Genomic DNA, 19,070 nt, shown 5'->3' with positions numbered 1-19,070 from the left:
CCTGGTCACCGCGGCGAGGGAAATGGCAGGATCGCGCCCATGTTCGCGGCCCTGCCCCACCTCACCCGTCGGCGCGCCCTCCAGGGCTCGGCCGCGGGTCTCGTGGTGTTCGGGCTGCTCCTGTGGTGGCTGCTCCCGGTGGGCGACGCGTCGCCCAAGGGGCGGATGAGCTTCAGCACCGGCGTCAAGGGCGCCGTCTACGAGACGTACGGGAACCTGCTGCGGAGCGCCGCCGCCAAGGACATGCCGGACGTCACCATCGACCTCCTGAACAGCCAGGGGTCGCAGCAGAACGTGCAGCGGGTGGCCACCGGGAAGGCGGACTTCACCATCGCGGCGGCCGACGCCGTGGAGAAGTACCGACTGGACGGCGGCCCCGGAGCGGACCGGCTGCGGGGCTGTGCCCGCCTCTACGACGACTACGTGCACATCGTCGTGCGCCGTTCCTCGGACATCACGTCGGCGCGGGACCTGCGCGGCAAGAAGGTCGCCGTCGGGCAGCCACGCTCCGGGGTGCATCTGATCGCCGACCGCGTTCTCCAGGCCGCCGGGCTCGACCTGAGGAAGGACCTCACAGCGCTGCCCGCCGGCATAGACACCGCGCCCGAGCTGCTGCGGCGCAACAAGATCGACGCCTTCTTCTGGTCCGGCGGACTGCCCACGACGTCCGTGCAGAAGCTCTCCGAGCGCCTGAGCATCCGTCTCGTACCGCTCGGCGACCTCGTCGACGCCCTGCACCGGCAAGGCCGCGAGTCGCGCTACTACCGGGCCGCCGTCATGCCCGCCGACGCCTACCCCGATGCCCAGCAGAACGCGTCCGTGCGCACCCTGGCCGTGGCCAACCTCCTGGTGACCACCGACCGCGCCGACCCGAAGCTCACCGAGGGCCTGACCCGTACGGTCATCGACAGCCGCGACCGCATCGGCGCGCGCGTGCACGCCGCGCAACTGGTCGACCTGCGGACGGCCCTGTACACGCACCCCTTGGCGCTGCACGAGGGCGCGCGGCGCTACTACCGCTCGGTCAAGCCCTAGCCGTCGGCGGGCCCGCGGGAGCCTGCCGGGGCACCCCGACCGTCGCCTTCAGGCCGTGCGGCTCGTGACGCGCGTACACCAGGGAGCCGCCGCCCGCGGCGAGCAGCGCCCGGGAGATCGACAGGCCGAGGCCGGAGCCCTTGACGTTCTGATGGCGGTTGCTGCGCCAGAAGCGGTCGCCGATGCGGGCCAGTTCGTCGTCGGTGAGGCCCGGGCCGCCGTCGGTGACGACGACCGTCGTCGTCGCGTCGGCCGAGGCGACCCGCACCTCGACCCGCTCCCCCTCCGGCGTGAACTTCAGGGCGTTGTCGATCACCGCGTCCAGGGCGCTGGACAGCGCGATCGGGTCCGCCCAGCCGGTGGTCGCCGGGCAGTGCCCCTCCAGGCGGACGCCCCGCTCCTCGGCGAGCGGCCGCCAGGACGCCACGCGCTCGGCCGCCAGCTCGCCGATGTCGGTGAGCTGGAGGTCCGCCGCGGCGTGCTCGGCGAGCGCCAGGTCCAGGAGGTCGTCGAGGACCTGGGCGAGACGCTTGCCCTCGGTGCGGACCGAGGCGATCTCCTCATTGCCCTCGGGCAGCTCCAGGGCGAGCAGCTCGATGCGCAGGAGGAGGGCGGACAGGGGGTTGCGCAGCTGGTGGGAGGCGTCGGCGACGAAGGCGCGCTGCTGCTCCAGGACGTCCTCGACGTGGTCGGCCATCTCGTTGAACGAACGGGCCAGGCGCCGGAGTTCCGGCGGCCCGCCGGCCGCCGCGACCCGGGAGGCTAGGCGCCCGGTCGCGATGTCGTGCGTGGTCGCGTCCAGGACGCCCACCGGACGCAGGATCCAGCGGGTGAGGCGCAGCGCGGCGCCGACCGCGAGGAGCATCGCCGCCGACTCGCCCGCGACGATCAGGAGCCAGCCGTGCAGGGTCTTCGCGCGCATGCGCCCGGTGGGCGAGTCGGTGACGACCACGGCGACCACGTCTCCGTCGCGGATCACCGGTGACGCCACGACGATGCGCCCGCCCTCCTGCCAGGGCCACACCTGGGGCGGGTCGTGGCTCCCTCGGGAGCGCAGCGCCTCGTCGAAGGCGTCGCTCACGGGGTGGCCCGCGCCGGGCAGGAACCACGCGGCCGGGGCGTGCGCCATGGGGTACCTGTCGCGGAAGAAGACGCCCGCCTTGATGCCGTAGACCTCGTTGTAGTAGTCGAGTTCCTTCTGGAGGGTCTCGCGCCGCTCGTCCTTGTCGCGCATGCGCGAACCGGCGGGCCGCTTCGTGACGAACTGCGCGAGCGAGGCGAAGCGCGCCGTGTCGTCGATACGGTCGACGACGACCTTCTGCTGCTGGGCCGACGCCACGCTCACGGCGAGGGGGAAGCCCAGGGCCAGCAGGACGCCCGCCATCAGGACGATGAGCAGCGGCAGGAGACGGGCGCGCACCTGGACCCGCTACGACGCCGGGGCGACGAGCCGGTAGCCGACTCCGCGCACGGTCTCGATCAGGGCGGGCATGTGCAGCTTGGCGCGCAGGGACGCGACGTGCACCTCCAGCGTGCGGCCCGTGCCCTCCCAACTGGTGCGCCACACCTCGCTGATGATCTGCTCCCGGCGGAAGACCACCCCGGGCCGCTGGGCGAGCAGCGCGAGCAAGTCGAACTCCTTGCGGGTCAGTTGCACCTTGGCACCGTCCACGCTGACCTGACGGGTGGGCAGTTCGATGCGTACGCTGCCGAGCCGCAGCTCCGTCTCGGCGGGGGCCGCGGCGGCCTCGGCCGAGGACGGGCGGCGGGTGACCGCGTGGATGCGCGCGATGAGCTCCCCGGTGTCGTACGGCTTCACCACGTAGTCGTCGGCTCCGAGGTTCAGGCCGTGGATGCGGGAACGCACGTCGGCGCGGGCCGTCACCATGATGACCGGGGTCCGCGTGCGCTTGCGGATCTTCCCGCAGACCTCGTAGCCGTCCTGGTCGGGCAGGCCGAGGTCGAGGAGCACCACCCCGAAGGGCGCCGCGTCGCCCGGCAGCAGGGCCTGGAGGGCCTCCTCGCCGTTGCGCGCGTGGGTGACGGCGAAGCCGTGCCGGGCCAGGACCGCGGACAAGGCGGCGGCCACGTGGTCGTCGTCCTCGACGAGCAGCAGTCTCATGCGGCCCTCCTCCAGCCCATAGGCTCCCCTGTAGTTCATCGGTCGTACCGTCAGTTCACTGATCGTTCCGCTCCCGCTCGCGTGCGGGGTACGCCCTTTGTCGTAGGCGTCTCGTACGCGCGCGTGCGCGCGGGTCCAGCGGTGTGCCGGGCGCTTCCTCGCACCCCAAGGCATCCACGCCGATGGATAAGGACCGCGTCAAGGCCCTTCGGGTCACGGACACGTTCCGTTATGCACCCGGTACGCGCGAGGGGCGCCCTCTTCACACGGAGTGTCCGGTTGCGGCCGGATCGTTATGCTCAATTTCCCCTCAGATGTAATGACGCTGGTCGCACCGGGTTACTACTGTCCTCCCAACCCGAGGAGGATGGAGCAACAAGCCGTGACCGAAGTATCGGTGACCAAGGACGCCATACCCGCGGCGGACGACCTTGTCGTGCTGAAGAACGTCAACAAGCACTTCGGCGCACTGCACGTCCTCCAGGACATCGACCTGACCATCGCCCGCGGCGAAGTCGTCGTCGTGATCGGGCCCTCCGGGTCCGGCAAGTCGACGCTGTGCCGCACGATCAACCGCCTGGAGACCATCGACTCCGGCGCGATCACGATCGACGGCAAACCGCTGCCCCAGGAGGGCAAGGAGCTCGCCAGGCTCCGCGCCGACGTGGGCATGGTCTTCCAGTCCTTCAACCTCTTCGCGCACAAGACCGTGCTCGAGAACGTGATGCTGGGCCAGGTCAAAGTGCGCAGGACGGCCAAGGCGGAGGCGGAGGAGAAGGCACGCGGTCTGCTCGACCGCGTGGGCGTCGGCACCCAGGCCGACAAGTACCCGGCACAGCTCTCCGGCGGCCAGCAGCAGCGTGTGGCGATCGCCCGGGCGCTCGCCATGGGGCCCAAGGTCATGCTCTTCGACGAGCCCACGTCGGCGCTCGACCCCGAGATGATCAACGAGGTCCTCGAGGTGATGCAGCAGCTCGCCCGGGACGGCATGACCATGGTCGTCGTCACCCACGAGATGGGCTTCGCCCGCTCGGCCGCCAACCGGGTCGTCTTCATGGCGGACGGCCGGATCGTCGAAGAGGCCACGCCGGACCAGTTCTTCAGCAACCCGCGCAGCGACCGTGCCAAGGACTTCCTGTCGAAGATCCTGCACCACTGACGCGCCGCACGCGCTCCCGCGCGCGGGACGCCTCATCGCACGCATGACGCTCGGCAGCGTCTCCCCCAACCTCCGCCGAAACGAAGGATGTTCACCATGAAGGTTCGCAAGGTCACCGCGGCAGCCTCCGTTCTGCTCGCGCTCTCCCTCACGGCCACCGCGTGTGGCGGTGACGACGACAAGGACGACAAGGGCTCCGGCGGGGGCGACAAGATCACCATCGGGATCAAGTTCGACCAGCCCGGCCTCGGCCAGAAGACGCCCGACGGCAAGTACGAGGGCTTCGACGTCGATGTCGCCACCTACGTGGCGAAGAAGCTCGGCCACAAGGCCGACGACATCGAGTGGAAGGAAGCCAAGAGCGCCGACCGCGAGACGATGCTCCAGCGCGGTGACGTGGACTTCATCGCGGCGACCTACTCGATCACTCCGGAGCGCGAGGAGAAGGTCGACTTCGCGGGCCCGTACCTGCTCGCCCACCAGGACGTCCTGGTCCGCGCCGACGACAAGTCGATCACGTCGCCGAAGGACCTGAACAGCAAGAAGCTGTGCTCGGTGACCGGTTCGACCTCGGCGCAGAACGTCAAGGAGAAGCTGGCGCCCAAGGCGCAGCTCCAGAACTACGGCGCGTACTCGCAGTGCCTGACCGGCCTGCAGAGCAAGGCGATCGACGCGCTCACCACCGACGACTCGATCCTCGCCGGTTACGCCGCGCAGAAGAACTTCCAGGGCAAGTTCAAGCTCGGCGGCTTCAAGATGACCAACGAGAACTACGGGATCGGCGTCAAGAAGGGCTCCGACCTCAAGAAGAAGATCAACGACGCGCTGACCGCGATGGTCAAGGACGGGTCGTGGGAGAAGGCCGTGAAGGACAACTTCGGCCCGGCCAGCTACAAGAACGAGCCCGCCCCGAAGATCGGCGACATCGTCAAGTAAGCAGGACGTGAGGGGCGTGCCGCTCACCATGGCGGCGCGCCCCTTCGCCCTCTACGCGGAAGCTGTCCCTCTACGCGGAAGCGCGGGAGAACGTGTTCGACTTTCTTGAAGGCTATGACCTGTGGGGGGCCTTCTGGGAGACGGTGAAACTCACCGGACTCTCAGCGGTCGGCTCCCTGATATGGGGAACCGTGCTGGCGGGCATGCGCGTCAGCCCCGTTCCCCTCATGCGCGGCTTCGGAGCCGTCTACGTCAACGTCGTGCGGAACATTCCGCTGACCATCATCATCGTGTTCACGTCGCTCGGCCTGAACCAGACGCTGCTCATCGACCTGGGTGCGTCGACCATCGACGCGACCAACTTCCGCCTGGCGGTGCTCGGTCTGACCGCCTACACGGCCGCCTTCGTCTGTGAGGCGCTGCGCTCGGGCATCAACACCGTGCCGATGGGCCAGGCCGAGGCCGCCCGCGCGATCGGCCTGAGCTTCACGCAGGTCCTCACCCTGGTCGTGCTCCCGCAGGCCTTCCGCTCGGTGGTGGCTCCGCTCGCCAACGTCCTCATCGCGCTCACGAAGAACACCACCGTGGCCGCCGCGATCGGTGTCGCCGAGGCGGCCCTGCTGATGAAGGGCATGATCGAGAACGAGGCCCAGACGATCGCGATCGCCGCCGTCTTCGCGTTCGGCTTCATCTGCCTCACCCTTCCGACCGGCCTGATCCTCGGCTGGGTCAGCAAGAAGGTGGCGGTCAAGCGATGAACTCCGTCCTCTACGACGTCCCGGGCCCCCGCGCCAAACAGCGCAACATCATCTACTCGGTGGTCTTCCTGGTCGCCGTCGGCCTGGTGGGCTGGTGGGTCTACAACGCCCTGTCGGACAAGGGCCAGCTCGACTGGGAGAAGTGGAAGCCCTTCTTCACGGACAGCAGGTCCTGGACGACGTACATCTGGCCCGGCCTGGAGAACACGCTCAAGGCGGCCGCGTACTCCATGGTCATCGCGCTGCCCCTGGGTGCGGTGCTGGGCATCGCGCGTCTCTCGGACCACCTGTGGGTGCGCATCGTGGCCGGCACGATCGTGGAGTTCTTCCGCGCGATCCCGGTCCTCATCCTGATGCTGTTCGCCAACGCGGCCTTCGCCGAGTACAGCGACGTCTCCTCCGACGACCGGCCCATGTACGCGGTCGTGACCGGTCTCGTCCTGTACAACGCCTCCGTGCTCGCGGAGATCGTACGGGCGGGCATCCTGGCCCTGCCCAAGGGCCAGACCGAGGCGGCCAAGGCCATCGGTCTGCGCAAGGGCCAGACCATGCGGTCCGTGCTCCTGCCGCAGTCGGTCACGGCGATGCTGCCCGCGATCGTCAGCCAGATCGTGGTCATCGTGAAGGACACCGCGCTCGGCGGCGCGATGCTGACCTTCCCCGAGCTCCTGTCGACCGTCAGCACGATGAGCGGCTACTACGGCGCCAATGTCATCGCCAGCTTCACGGTCGTCGCGGTGATCTACATCGTGCTGAACTTCATTCTGACGACGTTCGCGAGCTGGCTGGAGCGGCGGCTGCGGCGGGGCAAGAAGTCCACCGGCGCGGTGGTGGATCCGGCGACCATCGCGGGAACGGCGGCGACAGGCGCGGGTGGCGCAGGCGGTGCGGGCGGAGGATTCATCTGACCCTCGCCCAGTGTCCCGTACGGCCCGAGCCGCCCTCCCGGACGCTCACCCGATGATCTGCAAGAACGAAGGCAGTGGCGATCACGCCACTGCCTTCGTCGCTTGACGCAGGAACCAGCAGTGGGTTGCATACGTTCTGTGATCGTGCACCGGGTTTCAACTGCCATTTCCTGTACGTACGTCCAGCGCTCGCGGGCAGTCCTGGCAGGAGGCCGTGCGCCGTGGACCCGGTGATCGTCGTCGGCGCGGGCCCCGTGGGGCTCACGCTCGCCCTGGCTCTCGCCCGCCACTCGGTTCCCACCGTGGTCCTGGACGAGGGGCCCGGCAAGGACGAGCAGCGCCCCGCGCGGACCGTCGTCCTGCGGGAGGACACGGCGGCACTCGTCGAGCGCCTCTGCGGGGTGTCCTTCGGGGGCCCGGACACGGGAGCGCGCTGGGGCGGCTGGCGGTCGATGCGGCGCAAGCAGGTGATGCGGCAGCTCACGTTCAGTGACGAGATGCCCTCGCCGTTGCACGTGCCGCAGCACGTGCTGACCGGTGCGCTGCGGGACGCCATCGTCGACGAGCGGCTCGTGAAGGTCGCGGTGGAGAGCAAGCTGGACACCCTGGAGCAGGACGCCTCGGGACTCACGGCCCACACCCGCGGGCCCAAGGACACCTGGTGGCGCGGCAGCTATCTCGTCGGCTGCGACGGCCCCCGGTCGACGGTCCGCAAACTGCTCGACATCCGCTTCCCGGGGCGCACCGCGGTCGAGCGGCACGCCGTCGCCGCCCTGCGGACGGAACTTCCCTGGCCCGGCGAAGCGTTGCTGCACCGGAGCCCGCCGTGGCCCGGCGGGGGCCCCGAGGTGACGGCGCGTCCACTGCCGGGCGGCGTCTGGCGGGTCGACTGGCTGCTGCCGCCGCGCGGCGACCTGGTGACGCCCGACGCCCTCGTCTCCCGCGTCCGGGAGACCCTCTCGGGCTGGTGCGGCGCCACCCCGCCGTACGACCTGCTCGACACCGGCGTCCACACGGTCCACCACCGGCTCGCCCGCCGCTGGCGGTCCGGGCGCTGCTTCCTGGCCGGGGACGCCGCCCATCTCCTGGGCGCCGTCGGCACCCAGGGCCTGGACGAAGGCCTCCGGGATGCCGACAACCTCGCCTGGAAGCTGGCGCTCGCCTGGCACCACGGCGCGAGCGGCGCGCTCCTCGACAGCTACCAGACCGAGCGGCGCGCCGCCGTGGCCGCGCGCCTGCGCGCCGCCGACCAGTCGCTGCCCGTGCTCCGCGGCGGCGGTGGGCTGCGTTCGTACGTTCCCGGGGCCGCACGCGGTCAGGACGCACTGCTCACGGACGGCCATGTGGGGCGCGGCCAGCTGGGCGCGCCGGGGGCGTACGCCGACTCGCCCCTGTCCCCCGGAAGCTCGGACTCCACGGTGCTCGTGGCCACGGAGTCGGGCGCCCCGGTCATCGACGTCGCCGTGACGGCTCCCGACGGTTCCGTCGTACGGCTGCGGGACCGGTTCGGCCTCAGCCAGTTCCTCGTGGTGCTCGTGGCGCCCGGAACCGTCGTGTGGGACCGGCGGCACTGGATGAAGGCCGGGATCATGCCCCGTCTCGCCGCCGCGGTGACCGCGCTGCCGGCCCCCGCCGAGCTCCTCGTCGCGGAGAGCTACCCGGGCGCCGCGGCGCACACGGTCCTGCTCGTACGCCCGGACGGCCGTCTGGTCACCGCGCTGAACGGCGTACGCCCCGCGGAGCTCTACGCGGCCGCCGAGGCGGCCCTGGGCAAGGCGGTGCGGGAAACGCCGGAGAAGGGGCGGGCGAAGGGCGCGCCGAAGGAGGACGGCGGCCCGAAGGACGCCGGGGCCGCCCCCGGGAAGCCGGGCAGCGAGCCCGACGACGCCCGTGCAGCCGACCGGACAGCCCACGAGACGCCCGGTTCCGATGCGAAGGGTGGCCGAGCAGCCGGGGGGAAACCCGCCACCGGGCCATCGAACGAGCCGAAGAAGCCCTCCCCGTAGGCCGCCGAGCCAAGGCCTCCCGGCCGGGTCAAACGGCTGTCCGAGGCCCCGTAGACAGCTGCTGTTGAACCAGAAACGACCGTCCGACCGCATGCTGAGAGCGAGTTGACCACTTCCCACGGTCATGGTCTACTCCGGACCATGACCGACACCGCTGTCCGCTTGTGGCGGAGGGTCCACATGGACCTCGTCCGCTATGCGGGCTGTGTGTGTCAGCCGTCCTGCTGAATTCGCCATCACCACCCTTCTCGCGCGCCCGTCGTCGGCGCGCCGTTCCGCGAACTCCCAGGACGGTCCCATGTCAGCGTCTGTCTCCAGCCCTGCCCCCTTGCCCTCCCCCGCCGGTTCCCGGGTGGCCCCGCCCACCTCGGCCGACCTCCTCCACTTCGTGCGCCGCGCCGCCGCGGACACCGATCTCGTCGCCTCGCTCCCCCTCGACCCCGAGGGCCGCACCTGGGTGCGCCTGGACGGGCCCGGCGGCAGCGAGGCCTGGCTCATCGGGTGGCCGCCCGGCACCGGTACCGGCTGGCACGACCACGCCGAGTCGGTCGGCGCCTTCACCACCGCGTCGGGCGCCCTCAAGGAGAACTCCCTCGCCGCCCGGCTGCCCACCGACGGCTGGAAGACCCTGGAACTCACCGAAGGCATCGACCGCGAGCGGCAACTGCCCGCCGGACAGGGACGGGCGTTCGGCCGCAACCACGTGCACGAGGTGCTCAACGAGTCCCCTACGGAGCACGCCGTCTCCGTGCACGCGTACTATCCGCCACTTCCACGGATCCGCCGCTACAGCCGCACCGGTGACGTGCTACGCCTTGAGCACGTCGAGCGTCCGGAGGACTGGCAGTGAGTGCGGGCCTTGAGTTGAACGGAATCCCGGGTGTACCGGCGGCCTCGGCGACCGCCGACGAGCCGCTCGCACCCGTGGGCATAGAAGAGTTCCTGGAGCGCGTACGGCGCGACCTCGACCGGGTCACGCCCCGCCAGGCGCACGAGATCGACCGGTCCGGTGGCCTCCTTGTCGACATCCGGTACGCGGCACTGCGCGAGCGCGACGGCCTGATCCCGGGGGCGCTGGTCGTCGAACGCAACGAACTGGAGTGGCGCCTCGACCCCCAGGGCAGCCACCGTGCCCCCCAGGCCGTCAGCCACGACCTGGAGATCGTCATCGTCTGCAACGAGGGCTACGCGTCGAGCCTCGCGGCCCACTCCCTGCGCCAGCTCGGGCTGCGGCACGCGACCGACCTCGTCGGTGGCTTCCAGGCCTGGAAGGCGGCCGGGTTCCCCGTCACCGAATGACTGCCCTCTTCCCTCCGCGTACGCGTTCCCGGGGCCGCCCACGCGTTCCCGGGCCGCGTACGGGTTCCCGGGCACGCGTGGGCGCCCCGTACCGCGCTCCCGTAGGAGCGTGAGTAAGGGGCGCCCGCCCTTGCTTACCGCCCCTTACTCCTTGGCCGACGCGACCGTGACCGGCAGCGGCTTCAGAGCGGCGCGGCCGGGCAGCGCCGTCGCCATCAGGGCGAGCAGCCCCGCCACGGCGACCACGGCGACGTACAGCAGCGGCAGGACCACGGGGGCGGCGGAACCGGTCATGCCGACGCTGAACGCGGTCAGGACGGCGAGGGCGATCCCGCTGCCCAGGGCGGTCGCGATGAGCAGGACCGACAGCGCCTCGGTACGCAGCATCCCCCGGACCTGGCGGCCCGTGGCGCCCGCGAGGCGCAGCAGCGCGAACTCCCGGACCCGCTCCGAGACCGACATCGCGAGCGTGTTGACGACGGCGATCGCGGTGAAGGCCAGCACGAGCCCCATGGCGAGGAGGTTCACGTCGGCGCTCGACTGGCCGCGCTCGGCCTGGAGACGGTCGACGGCGTCGGGGGAATCCACCCGCACGTTCGGGAACTCCCGCAGGGTCGCCGCGAGTTGATTCTTCGTACGGTCACTCCTGACGAGGGCCGTGGCGGCGAGCGGGTTGTCGACGTGGCGGGCGACCAGGTCGTGCGCCAGGGTCAGATCGCCGAAGCCGAGCCCGCGCGCGTAGACGGCGCCGACCTTCAGGGTGGCCGGTGTGCCGTCGCCGAGGGTGAGCTTAAGGCTGCTGCCCGGCTTCAGGCCGAGTCGGTCGGCGGCCAGTTCGCTGACGGCGACGTCACCCGCGCCGAAGGACGCCAGCGAGCCCGCGGTGACGTCCGGGTCCCAGGTGCGGGTGAGGCCCGCCGGAGTCACGCCCTGCGCCGGGTACTTGTCGAGCCCGACGCGCACCGTGGTGCGGACGACCTCGGTGACGGCCTCGACGCCTTCGGCCGCCCGCAGCCGCCGCGCGGCCGCCGCCGGTACGCCGGGGCCCTGCGCGGCGAGCGACCAGTCCGCCCGGACACCGTCGCGCGCCTCGGCACGGGCGGCGGCCGTGAGGGTGGGCTGCGTGAAGAGGACCGTGCACGTCATGCCGATGAGCAGCACCAGCGGGGTGACGGCGGCGGCCATGCGGGCGGCGTTCCCCCGGAGGTTGGCGTGCGCGAGCCGCCCGACCGGGCCGGTGAGCCGCAGCACCCGGCCGAGCACGGCGGCCGACGCCCGGACGACGAGCGGGCCGAGCAGAGCGACGGCCGAAGCGAGCACCACAACGGCCAGGAACGTGACGGGAGTCGACGCGGGCTCGGTCCGCAGCACGCTGAGGACGAGCACGAGGACGACACCGCCCGCGAGGAGGAGCAGACCGGCGGCGATGCGCACCCAGGAGAGCCGCGTACGCTCCACACTCGCCTCGGCCAGGGCCTCCCCGGGGCGGATGCGGGCGATGCGTCGGGCGGAGACGCGCGCGGCCGCCCAGGCGCCGAACAGCGTCGCGGCGACGGCCACGAGCGGCGGGAAGAAGCTGACGACCCGGTCGAGCGTCGCCGGAACCACTCCCTCGTCGATGAACTTCCCGTACAGCAGCCCTCCGAGCGGGATGCCCGCCAGCGAGCCGAGGACGCCGGCGGCCGCCCCGACGAGGAGCGCCTCACGGCCGAGGAGCTTGCGGAGCTGCTTCGGGCTGGCGGCGATGGCCCGCAGCAGAGCCAGTTCGCGGTAACGCTGCTGGATGGACAGGGCGAAGGTGCCGACGACCACGAGCACGGCGACGAGCAGGGACGTCCCGCCCATCGCGCCGCCCATGCTGACGAGCTTCACCCGTGCGCCCGCCGCGTCGAGGAACTCGACGGAGCCACGGCCGTCACCACTGCTGACCTGCGCGGTCGTACCGTCGAGGGCCTCCTTGACCGCCCCCTTGAGCGCCTGCGCGGACGTGCCGTCGGCCGGCAGGACACCGAGGGCGGTGACCCGGCCGGGGTGGTCGGCGAGCCGCTCGGCCTCGCGGTCGGAGAAGAACAGTGCGGTCTGGTGCGCGAGGGCAGCCCCGCCGCCGTCCGGGGCGGCGATGCCCGAGACACGGTACGTACGCGGAGCCCGCGTCGACTGGACGGTGAGCCGGTCACCGGGCTTGAGCCGGGCGCGCTCGGCGAGGCCGCGGTCGACGACCAGGTCCGCCGCGGCGCGCGGGGCGCGTCCGTCGACGATCCGGAAGGGCGCGAGGGAGGCCGACGACCAGGCATGCCCGTACGCGGGACGGTCCGGGTCACTGGCCGCGGGCGTCAACGGCTGCGCCAGGAAGGTCAGTTCGGGTACGACCGTGCCGACGCCCGGCACGCCCTCGAGCCGCTCGGTGACCTCGCGCGGCAGCCAGGCCCGTTCGGCGATCGGCTTCGCCTTGTGCTTGACCTTCGTCTTGCCCTTCTTGTGCTTGACGGTGGTCTGGTGCACGTTCTGATCGGCGGAGACGAGCACGGGGGCGGCGGCGTAGCGCTCGGGGCGGATGGTGCCGCGCAGGCCCGTCTCCAGGAGCGTGCCGCAGGCCGTGATGAGCGCGGCGGCGCACATCAACGCGACGAAGGCACCCAGGAACCCGCCCTTCCGGTCGCGGATCGTCTGTAGTGCGTAGCGCAGCATCATGAGGTCTCGGTCTCTCTTCTGTTGTCGTCGGGGGTGCCCGGAGGGACGGCCGCCCCGGCGTCCGACGGTGCGGCGGCCGGCCCGGCGACCGGTGCGTCCGTCGGTGCGGGGAAGGCCAGGAGGCGGGTGAGGACGGTGCGGGCCCCGGGCGGGGTGTCTCCGTCGGAGCGCTTGTAGCGGTTGAGGAGGGCGATGTACTCCTCGAAGAAGTCGCGCAGCTCGGCCACCGTCAGCCGCATCGTGCCGCGCGAGTACGGGAAGGCGTCGGCCCATTCGTCGGCCTCGGCGCCGCCGCTCTCGCGCTGGAGCTGCTCGAAGAGCTCCAGGTCGGCGGCGTACGACAGGTGGTTCAGCTCGTCCATGACGAGCCGCGTCTCGGCGTTCTGCCGACTGCGCGGCGGGAAGCGCCGGTCCCCGGGCACCGCACGCCACCAGCGCTCGCGCCCGTGCCCGGCGCCGTCCGTCTCCTCGACGAAGCCGTACCGGGCGAGCTCGCGCAGGTGGTAGCTCGTCGCCCCGGTGTTGAGGCCAAGGGCCCGGGCCAGGGTCGCGGACGTGGCGGGCCCGTGCACGGTGAGGTGCTGGAGCATCTGCTGCCGCCGGGGCTGCGCCAGCGCCTTGAGGACCTTCAGGTCACTCAGCTCTTCGGGAGCGGGCACGGCGCCGTCGGCGCGACCGGTCTCGTCGGCCCCGGCGCGGCCGGACCCGACGGGGGGACCGGACTTCGCGACCGGACCATCTTTCGCGGCCCCGCTGGGGGCGCGCCCCTCGCTTCTGCCCTGGTGGTGAACCATGCGTACACAGTCGCCTGTGCACAGGTTCCTGTGCACGGTGGCAACCAGGCGTCTTGTACGGGGGGTTAACCCCCCTACAGGGATCTCGCTTCGGGGATCACCCGGGACCTCGGGCGCCTCGGGCCGGGGCCGCACCCGGAGGCCCGTCGGACCTCACCGCCGGAGGTCCTCCCGAGGCGACGCCCCGGTGGGTCCGGCGGGCGACGGCCCCGGTGGGTCCGGTGTCCGCTCAGAGGCTCTCGTACCCGAGGTCCTCCGTGTCCTCTCCCTCTTGCTCCAGCGCCTCGCGGACCACGCGCAGCGCCATGCCCTCCGGATAGCCCTTGCGGGCGAGCATGCCCGCGAGGCGGCGCAGCCGCTTGTCGCGGTCGAGGCCGCGGGTGGAGCGCAGCTTGCGGGCCACGAGCTCGCGGGCGGTGGCCTCCTCCTGCTCCGCGTCGAGCTGGCCGACGGCCTCGTCGATCAGGGTCGCGTCCACGCCCTTGGTCCGCAGCTCGCGGGCCAGGGCCCGGCGGGCGAGGCCCCGGCCGTGGTGCCGGGACTCGACCCAGGCGTCCGCGAAGGCCTCGTCGTTGATCAGGCCGACCTCTTCGAAGCGGGACAGCACCTCGTCCGCCACGTCGTCGGGGATGTCCCGCTTGCGCAGGGCGTCGGCCAGCTGTTTGCGCGTGCGGGGCGTCCCGGTGAGCAGGCGCAAACAGATGCCTCGCGCCCGCTCAGCGGGATCCCCCGAGGGCGGTTCCCCGTTCTCGGCCCTCGACGAGGACGGGGAACCGCTGTCCTGGTGGCTGCCGAAGCCGCCGCGCCGCCGACGGCGGCCGCCCCGGCCCTCCTGGTCGCCGCTCCACGGGCCGTCGGCTTCGGCACCCGCCCCCTCCGGTCCGCCGCCACTCCAGTGGCCGCCTCCCGGGGGGTCCGTGTGCTCCGCCCAGTCGGTACGTCGCGTCACGGCCTAGCTCTTGGCCGCCGCGGTCTTGGACTTCGTGGCCTTCGCCGCCGGAGCGGGCACCGTCTTGGCGGCGTCGGCCGCCGGTGCCTCGCCCGCCGGGTCCGCGGCGGGCTCGCTCTCGGTGCTCTCCGGCCGGACGCCGACGCCCAGCTTCAGCTTGATCTTCTTCTCGATCTCGTTGGCGAGGTCGGGGTTGTCCTTCAGGAAGTTACGGGCGTTCTCCTTGCCCTGGCCGAGCTGGTCGCCCTCGTACGTGTACCAGGCACCGGCCTTGCGGACGAAGCCGTGCTCCACGCCCATGTCGATCAGGCCGCCCTCGCGGGAGATGCCCTGGCCGTAGAGGATGTCGAACTCGGCCTGCTTGAAGGGGGGCGCGACCTTGTTCTTGACGACCTTGACGCGGGTGCGGTTGCCGACCGCGTCCGTGCCGTCCTTCAGGGTCTCGATGCGGCGGATGTCCATGCGCACCGAGGCGTAGAACTTCAGCGCCCGGCCACCGGTCGTGGTCTCCGGGGAGCCGAACATCACGCCGATCTTCTCGCGCAGCTGGTTGATGAAGATCGCGGTGGTCTTCGACTGGTTGAGCGCGCTGGTGATCTTCCGCAGGGCCTGGCTCATCAGCCGGGCCTGCAGACCCACGTGCGAGTCGCCCATCTCGCCCTCGATCTCGGCGCGGGGCACCAGGGCCGCCACCGAGTCGATGACGATCAGGTCGAGCGCGCCGGAGCGGACCAGCATGTCGACGATCTCGAGGGCCTGCTCGCCGTTGTCCGGCTGGGACAGGATGAGGTTGTCGATGTCGACGCCGAGCTTCTTCGCGTACTCCGGGTCGAGGGCGTGCTCCGCGTCCACGAAGGCGACGGCGCCGCCAGCCCGCTGCGCGTTGGCCACGGCGTGCAGCGTGAGGGTCGTCTTACCGGAGGACTCCGGGCCGTAGATCTCCACCACACGGCCGCGCGGGATGCCGCCGACGCCGAGCGCGACGTCGAGCGCGGTCGAGCCGGTCGGGATGACCTCGATGGGCTCCTGGGACCGCTCGCCCATGCGCATGACCGCGCCCTTGCCGAATTGCCGTTCAATCTGTGCGAGCGCGGCGTCGAGCGCCTTCTCGCGGTCGGTTCCTGCCATGGGTTCCACCCGGTTTGCTTGAGTCGATCGCTTCACGTCAAAGACGCTAACGCCTGCCACTGACAATGCGCCCCGACGCCCGTCCGGCCTGTGGATAACTCAGGCCCCTCGGCCCGCCGCAACCCACCGGCGCACCCGGGAATCCCCCCGCGAACCCCCGGTACGACGCCGCCGGAGCCCCCATAAGAATGGATGTTCGATTTTGCTGTCAAGCGCACCACGCCAGGCGCGCCCGACGGGTCGACCCATGAGCGGAACCCGCGCTTCAGCCGTCGGGGTCCGGCGGAACGCGGCCCCGCGGAGCCCTCAGCCCTCGCGCCCCGGAGGCGTCAGCGCGCGCCGCAGCCGGTCGAGCAGGGGCGTGCCGCCGCGGCGGCGGTGTCCGTGCACCCGCGGGTCGTCCATGACGTCGTACCGCTTCACGTACGCCCCGAGGAACGCCTGCAGCGTCGCCACCGCCGGGATGGCGATCAGGGCGCCGACCGCGCCGAGCAGCGCCGTGCCCGCGATGACCGACCCGAAGGCGACCGCCGGGTGGATGTCCACGCTCTTGGCGGTGAGCTTGGGCTGCAGGACGTAGTTCTCGAACTGCTGGTAGATGACCACGAAGCCCAGCACCCACACCGCGTACCAGGGGTCGACGGTGAAGGCGATCAGCATCGGCAGGGCGCCCGCCAGGTACGTGCCGATCGTCGGGATGAACTGCGACACCAGGCCCACCCACACCGCGAGGGCGGGGGCGTAGGGCACTTCGAGGATCTGCAGCAGGATGTAGTGCGCGATCCCGGAGATCAGTGCCATCAGGCCGCGCGAGTAGAGGTAGCCGCCGGTCTTGTTGACCGCGATCTCCCAGGCGCGCAGCACCTCGGCCTGCTTGGCGGGCGGGAGCACGGAGCACAGCGCGCGCCGCAGCCGGGGCCCGTCGGCGGCGAAGTAGAACGAGAACAGCAGGATCGTCAGGAGCTGGAAGAGGCCCCCGAGCACCTGCGCGGAGACGTCCAGGACGCCGCTGGCGCTGTTCTGTACGTACTTCCGCAGCCAGTCGGAGTGGACCAGGCTGTCCTGGACCTCGACGCGGGACAGGTCCGTGTCGAAGGTCTGGTTGATCCAGCGGATGACCTTGTCCAGGTAGTCCGGGAAGTCCTCGACCATGTCGACGATCTGGCCCGCGAGCATCGAGCCCATCATCGTGATGAAGCCCGCGGTGGCGATGATCACGCCGAGGAAGACGATGCCCGTGGCCAGGCCCCGGCGCAGCCCGCGCGCCGCCATCCAGCTCACGGCGGGCTCGACGGCGAGCGCCAGGAAGAACGCGATCAGGATGTTGATCAGCAGTCCGGTCAGCTGGTGGAAGGCCCAGCTGCCGAGCTGGAAACAGGCGACCAGGGCGAGCGCGAGCACCATGGCACGCGGCAGCCAGCGCGGCATGCCCGGGCCACGTCCCTCCCCGGCCCCGGCGGGGGGCTGGGCGGGCGGCGTGGTGCCGGGCGGCGTCATGGCCTCGGAGGTGATCTGCGCGGTGTCGTCTGTGGGTGCCACCGTGCCAGTCTCGCCCACGGGGGCGGCGATCGGCCGTCGCCCCCGCCTGTTCGCGGCGCTCCTCACATCCCGCACGCGGCGCCGCGGTCTCCGCGCGCCCGCGCGGGGCTCCGCGTGCTCGCCCCGGGGACACCTCTCGGCCCCCGGAGGGCCATCTCGTCGCCTCCGTGGATCAGCGTTTTTCGGCCGGTACGTCCACGGCCTTGCACACCGCCCGCCAGACCTCCTTCGCCTCCCAGCCCGCGTCCAGTGCTTCGTGCACCGTCCGTCCGCCCAGCTCGGACATCACGTGGTCGCGCGCGAAGGAGTCCGCGTACCCCGCGCCGAAGTGGGCTGCCATTCGCTGCCAGAAGACCGTCAACCGCATGCGTCCAGTATCGCGCCCCTGAGAGTGCAGCCGAGCCCGGAGGGCTTGTCGGCGGCGCATTCCGCCCTACCGTCGGAACATGGCCGAAAACGGAGCGTCCCCGCACGCCGCGTCCTCCCCGCTCGCGCGCGCCGAACAGTTCGTCTGGCTCACCGCGCGCGTCCTCGAACAGCGACGCTTCGCGTACCACTTCCTGCACGGCACGGACGGCACGGACAGCGGCGACGGCGCCGACACGGTGGAAACGGCCCTCGCCGCGTACGGCAACGCGGACGGCGGGTACGGCCACGCGCTCGAACCCGATCTGCGCGGACCCGTCAGCCAGCCGCTGCACACCGGTCACGCGCTGCGGGTCCTGGACTCCATCGGCCGCTGCGGCGGGCTGCGGGTGGAGCGCGTGTGCCGCTATCTGACCTCGGTGTCGACGGCCGACGGTGCCCTGCCGGCGATCCATCCGAGCCAGCGCGGCTACCCCCTGGCGCCGTTCGTGCCCGTGGTGGACGACCCGCCGAGCGAGCTGCTCGCCACCGGGCCCGTGGTGGGCCTGTTGCACCGCAACGAGGTCTGGCACGCCTGGCTGTTCCGGGCCACCGACTTCTGCTGGCAGGCCGTGGAGTCCCTGGAGAAGTCGCATCCGTACGAGGTCCAGGCGGCGGTCGCCTTCCTGGACGGCGCACCGGACCGCCCGCGCGCGGAGGCGGCGGCCGACCGGCTCGGCCGTCTGGTGCGCGAGCAGCGCCTCATGGCCCTGGAGCCGGAGCGGGCCGCCGCGTATCCGGTGCCCGAGGGGTACGCGCCGGGTGAGCACCACTTCGCCCACGACTTCGCGAAGTCCCCCGACTCGCTCGCCCGCTCCTGGTTCACGGACGAGGAGATGGCGCGCTCCCTGGACTTCCTCGTGAACGACCAGCAAGAAGACGGCGGTTGGCCGATCCGGTGGCGGCAGTGGGCTCCGGGCACCGCTCTGGAGTGGCGGCCGATCGTGACGATCGAGGCCCTGCGCACGCTCGCCGCGCACGGGCGGCCGATCGGCTGAGCCGGCCCCCGGGGTGGCGGCCCGGCCGTCACCCCGTGAGTGCCCGCACGCCCGCCGTGACGGCGACGGCTGCGGCGATGACGACCAGGAACGGCGCGCGCAGCAGCAGCGCCACGACGGCCGCCGCGAGCCCCGCGGCCTTGGCGTCGAGCACCAGGGTCCGGCCGTCGGCGAAGGCCTGCTGGGCGGTGAGGGCGGCGAGCAGCGCGACCGGCAGCAGGGCGGCCATGCGCTTCACGAGAGGCCGCTCCAGGGCTCCGGCGGGCACCAGGAGTCCCGCGAGCTTGACCGCGTAGCAGCTGACGGCGGTCACGGCGATGGCCGTCCAGATGTTCAACGGTTG

General features: G+C 71.7%; 18 protein-coding genes. 9 read left to right on the top strand and 9 right to left on the bottom strand.

Translation table 11 applies throughout. The features are described from left to right. The first annotated feature begins 39 nt into the window (after positions 1-39). A complete protein-coding gene (locus C9F11_RS29920) occupies positions 40-1,035 on the top strand; it encodes a TAXI family TRAP transporter solute-binding subunit (RefSeq protein ID WP_138962177.1) in 996 nt (331 codons plus the stop codon). On the opposite strand, the gene C9F11_RS29915 is transcribed toward C9F11_RS29920, so the two are convergent. Then, on the bottom strand, positions 1,025-2,455 hold the full coding sequence (locus C9F11_RS29915) for a HAMP domain-containing sensor histidine kinase (RefSeq protein ID WP_138962176.1): 1,431 nt from the start codon (positions 2,453-2,455) through the stop codon (positions 1,025-1,027). The genes C9F11_RS29920 and C9F11_RS29915 overlap by 11 nt on opposite strands. A gap of 9 nt (positions 2,456-2,464) precedes the next feature. After that, positions 2,465-3,157, bottom strand: coding sequence for a response regulator transcription factor (locus tag C9F11_RS29910; RefSeq protein ID WP_138962175.1), 693 nt, complete (start codon positions 3,155-3,157; stop codon positions 2,465-2,467). Between the two features lie 382 nt (positions 3,158-3,539). On the opposite strand from C9F11_RS29910, the gene C9F11_RS29905 reads away from it, so the two are divergent. The 7 genes from C9F11_RS29905 (at position 3,540) to C9F11_RS29875 (ending at position 10,223) form a co-directional block, all read left to right on the top strand. After that, entirely contained in the window at positions 3,540-4,316 is a 777-nt protein-coding gene (locus C9F11_RS29905; RefSeq protein WP_030680539.1) for an amino acid ABC transporter ATP-binding protein, read from the top strand. Positions 4,317-4,412: 96 nt separating this feature from the next. Then, positions 4,413-5,252, top strand: coding sequence for a glutamate ABC transporter substrate-binding protein (locus C9F11_RS29900; protein WP_138962174.1), 840 nt, complete (start codon positions 4,413-4,415; stop codon positions 5,250-5,252). A 92-nt stretch (positions 5,253-5,344) separates the two neighbouring features. Further along, on the top strand, positions 5,345-6,010 hold the full coding sequence (locus C9F11_RS29895) for an ABC transporter permease subunit (RefSeq protein WP_138962173.1): 666 nt from the start codon (positions 5,345-5,347) through the stop codon (positions 6,008-6,010). Continuing rightward, on the top strand, positions 6,007-6,918 hold the full coding sequence (locus tag C9F11_RS29890) for an amino acid ABC transporter permease (RefSeq protein WP_138962172.1): 912 nt from the start codon (positions 6,007-6,009) through the stop codon (positions 6,916-6,918). The genes C9F11_RS29895 and C9F11_RS29890 overlap by 4 nt, the downstream gene beginning before the upstream one ends. 221 nt (positions 6,919-7,139) lie before the next feature. Then, a complete protein-coding gene (locus tag C9F11_RS29885; protein ID WP_138962171.1) occupies positions 7,140-8,924 on the top strand; it encodes an FAD-dependent monooxygenase in 1,785 nt (594 codons plus the stop codon). Positions 8,925-9,222: 298 nt separating this feature from the next. Continuing rightward, positions 9,223-9,774 (top strand): cysteine dioxygenase, encoded by a 552-nt coding sequence (locus C9F11_RS29880; protein WP_138962170.1) that lies wholly within the window; start codon positions 9,223-9,225, stop codon positions 9,772-9,774. A gap of 23 nt (positions 9,775-9,797) precedes the next feature. Beyond that, positions 9,798-10,223, top strand: a complete 426-nt coding sequence (locus tag C9F11_RS29875) for a rhodanese-like domain-containing protein (protein WP_138967136.1) — start codon at positions 9,798-9,800, stop codon at positions 10,221-10,223. 144 nt (positions 10,224-10,367) lie between these two features. Here the strand turns inward: C9F11_RS29875 and C9F11_RS29870 are convergent, their stop codons facing one another. From C9F11_RS29870 to C9F11_RS29845, 6 genes are all read right to left on the bottom strand, one after another. After that, on the bottom strand, positions 10,368-12,914 hold the full coding sequence (locus C9F11_RS29870; RefSeq protein ID WP_138962169.1) for an FtsX-like permease family protein: 2,547 nt from the start codon (positions 12,912-12,914) through the stop codon (positions 10,368-10,370). Further along, a complete protein-coding gene (locus tag C9F11_RS29865; RefSeq protein WP_138962168.1) occupies positions 12,911-13,708 on the bottom strand; it encodes a helix-turn-helix domain-containing protein in 798 nt (265 codons plus the stop codon). Before C9F11_RS29865 ends, C9F11_RS29870 begins: the two co-directional genes overlap by 4 nt. A 229-nt stretch (positions 13,709-13,937) precedes the next feature. After that, a complete protein-coding gene (gene recX / locus C9F11_RS29860; RefSeq protein WP_138962167.1) occupies positions 13,938-14,657 on the bottom strand; it encodes a recombination regulator RecX in 720 nt (239 codons plus the stop codon). 3 nt (positions 14,658-14,660) lie between these two features. After that, a complete protein-coding gene (recA, locus tag C9F11_RS29855) occupies positions 14,661-15,785 on the bottom strand; it encodes a recombinase RecA (RefSeq protein WP_138962166.1) in 1,125 nt (374 codons plus the stop codon). Between the two features lie 306 nt (positions 15,786-16,091). Then, the gene (locus tag C9F11_RS29850; protein WP_249402238.1) at positions 16,092-17,213 is read right to left on the bottom strand and encodes an AI-2E family transporter; all 1,122 of its coding nucleotides are present in this window, start codon (positions 17,211-17,213) and stop codon (positions 16,092-16,094) included. 283 nt (positions 17,214-17,496) lie between these two features. Next, complete coding sequence (locus tag C9F11_RS29845; RefSeq protein ID WP_138962164.1) at positions 17,497-17,691, bottom strand: DUF3046 domain-containing protein; 195 nt, start codon at positions 17,689-17,691, stop codon at positions 17,497-17,499. A 79-nt stretch (positions 17,692-17,770) separates the two neighbouring features. Here C9F11_RS29845 and C9F11_RS29840 point away from each other — a divergent pair, with 79 nt between their 5' ends. After that, complete coding sequence (locus tag C9F11_RS29840; protein WP_138962163.1) at positions 17,771-18,727, top strand: hypothetical protein; 957 nt, start codon at positions 17,771-17,773, stop codon at positions 18,725-18,727. A 28-nt stretch (positions 18,728-18,755) separates the two neighbouring features. Here C9F11_RS29840 and C9F11_RS29835 read toward each other — a convergent pair whose 3' ends face one another. After that, a complete protein-coding gene (locus C9F11_RS29835; protein ID WP_138962162.1) occupies positions 18,756-19,064 on the bottom strand; it encodes an AzlD domain-containing protein in 309 nt (102 codons plus the stop codon). Positions 19,065-19,070: the final 6 nt, after the last annotated feature.

The sequence above is a fragment of the Streptomyces sp. YIM 121038 genome (genome assembly GCF_006088715.1).
GTDB lineage: Bacteria > Actinomycetota > Actinomycetes > Streptomycetales > Streptomycetaceae > Streptomyces.
This window is presented reverse-complemented; position numbering and strand designations above follow the sequence as displayed.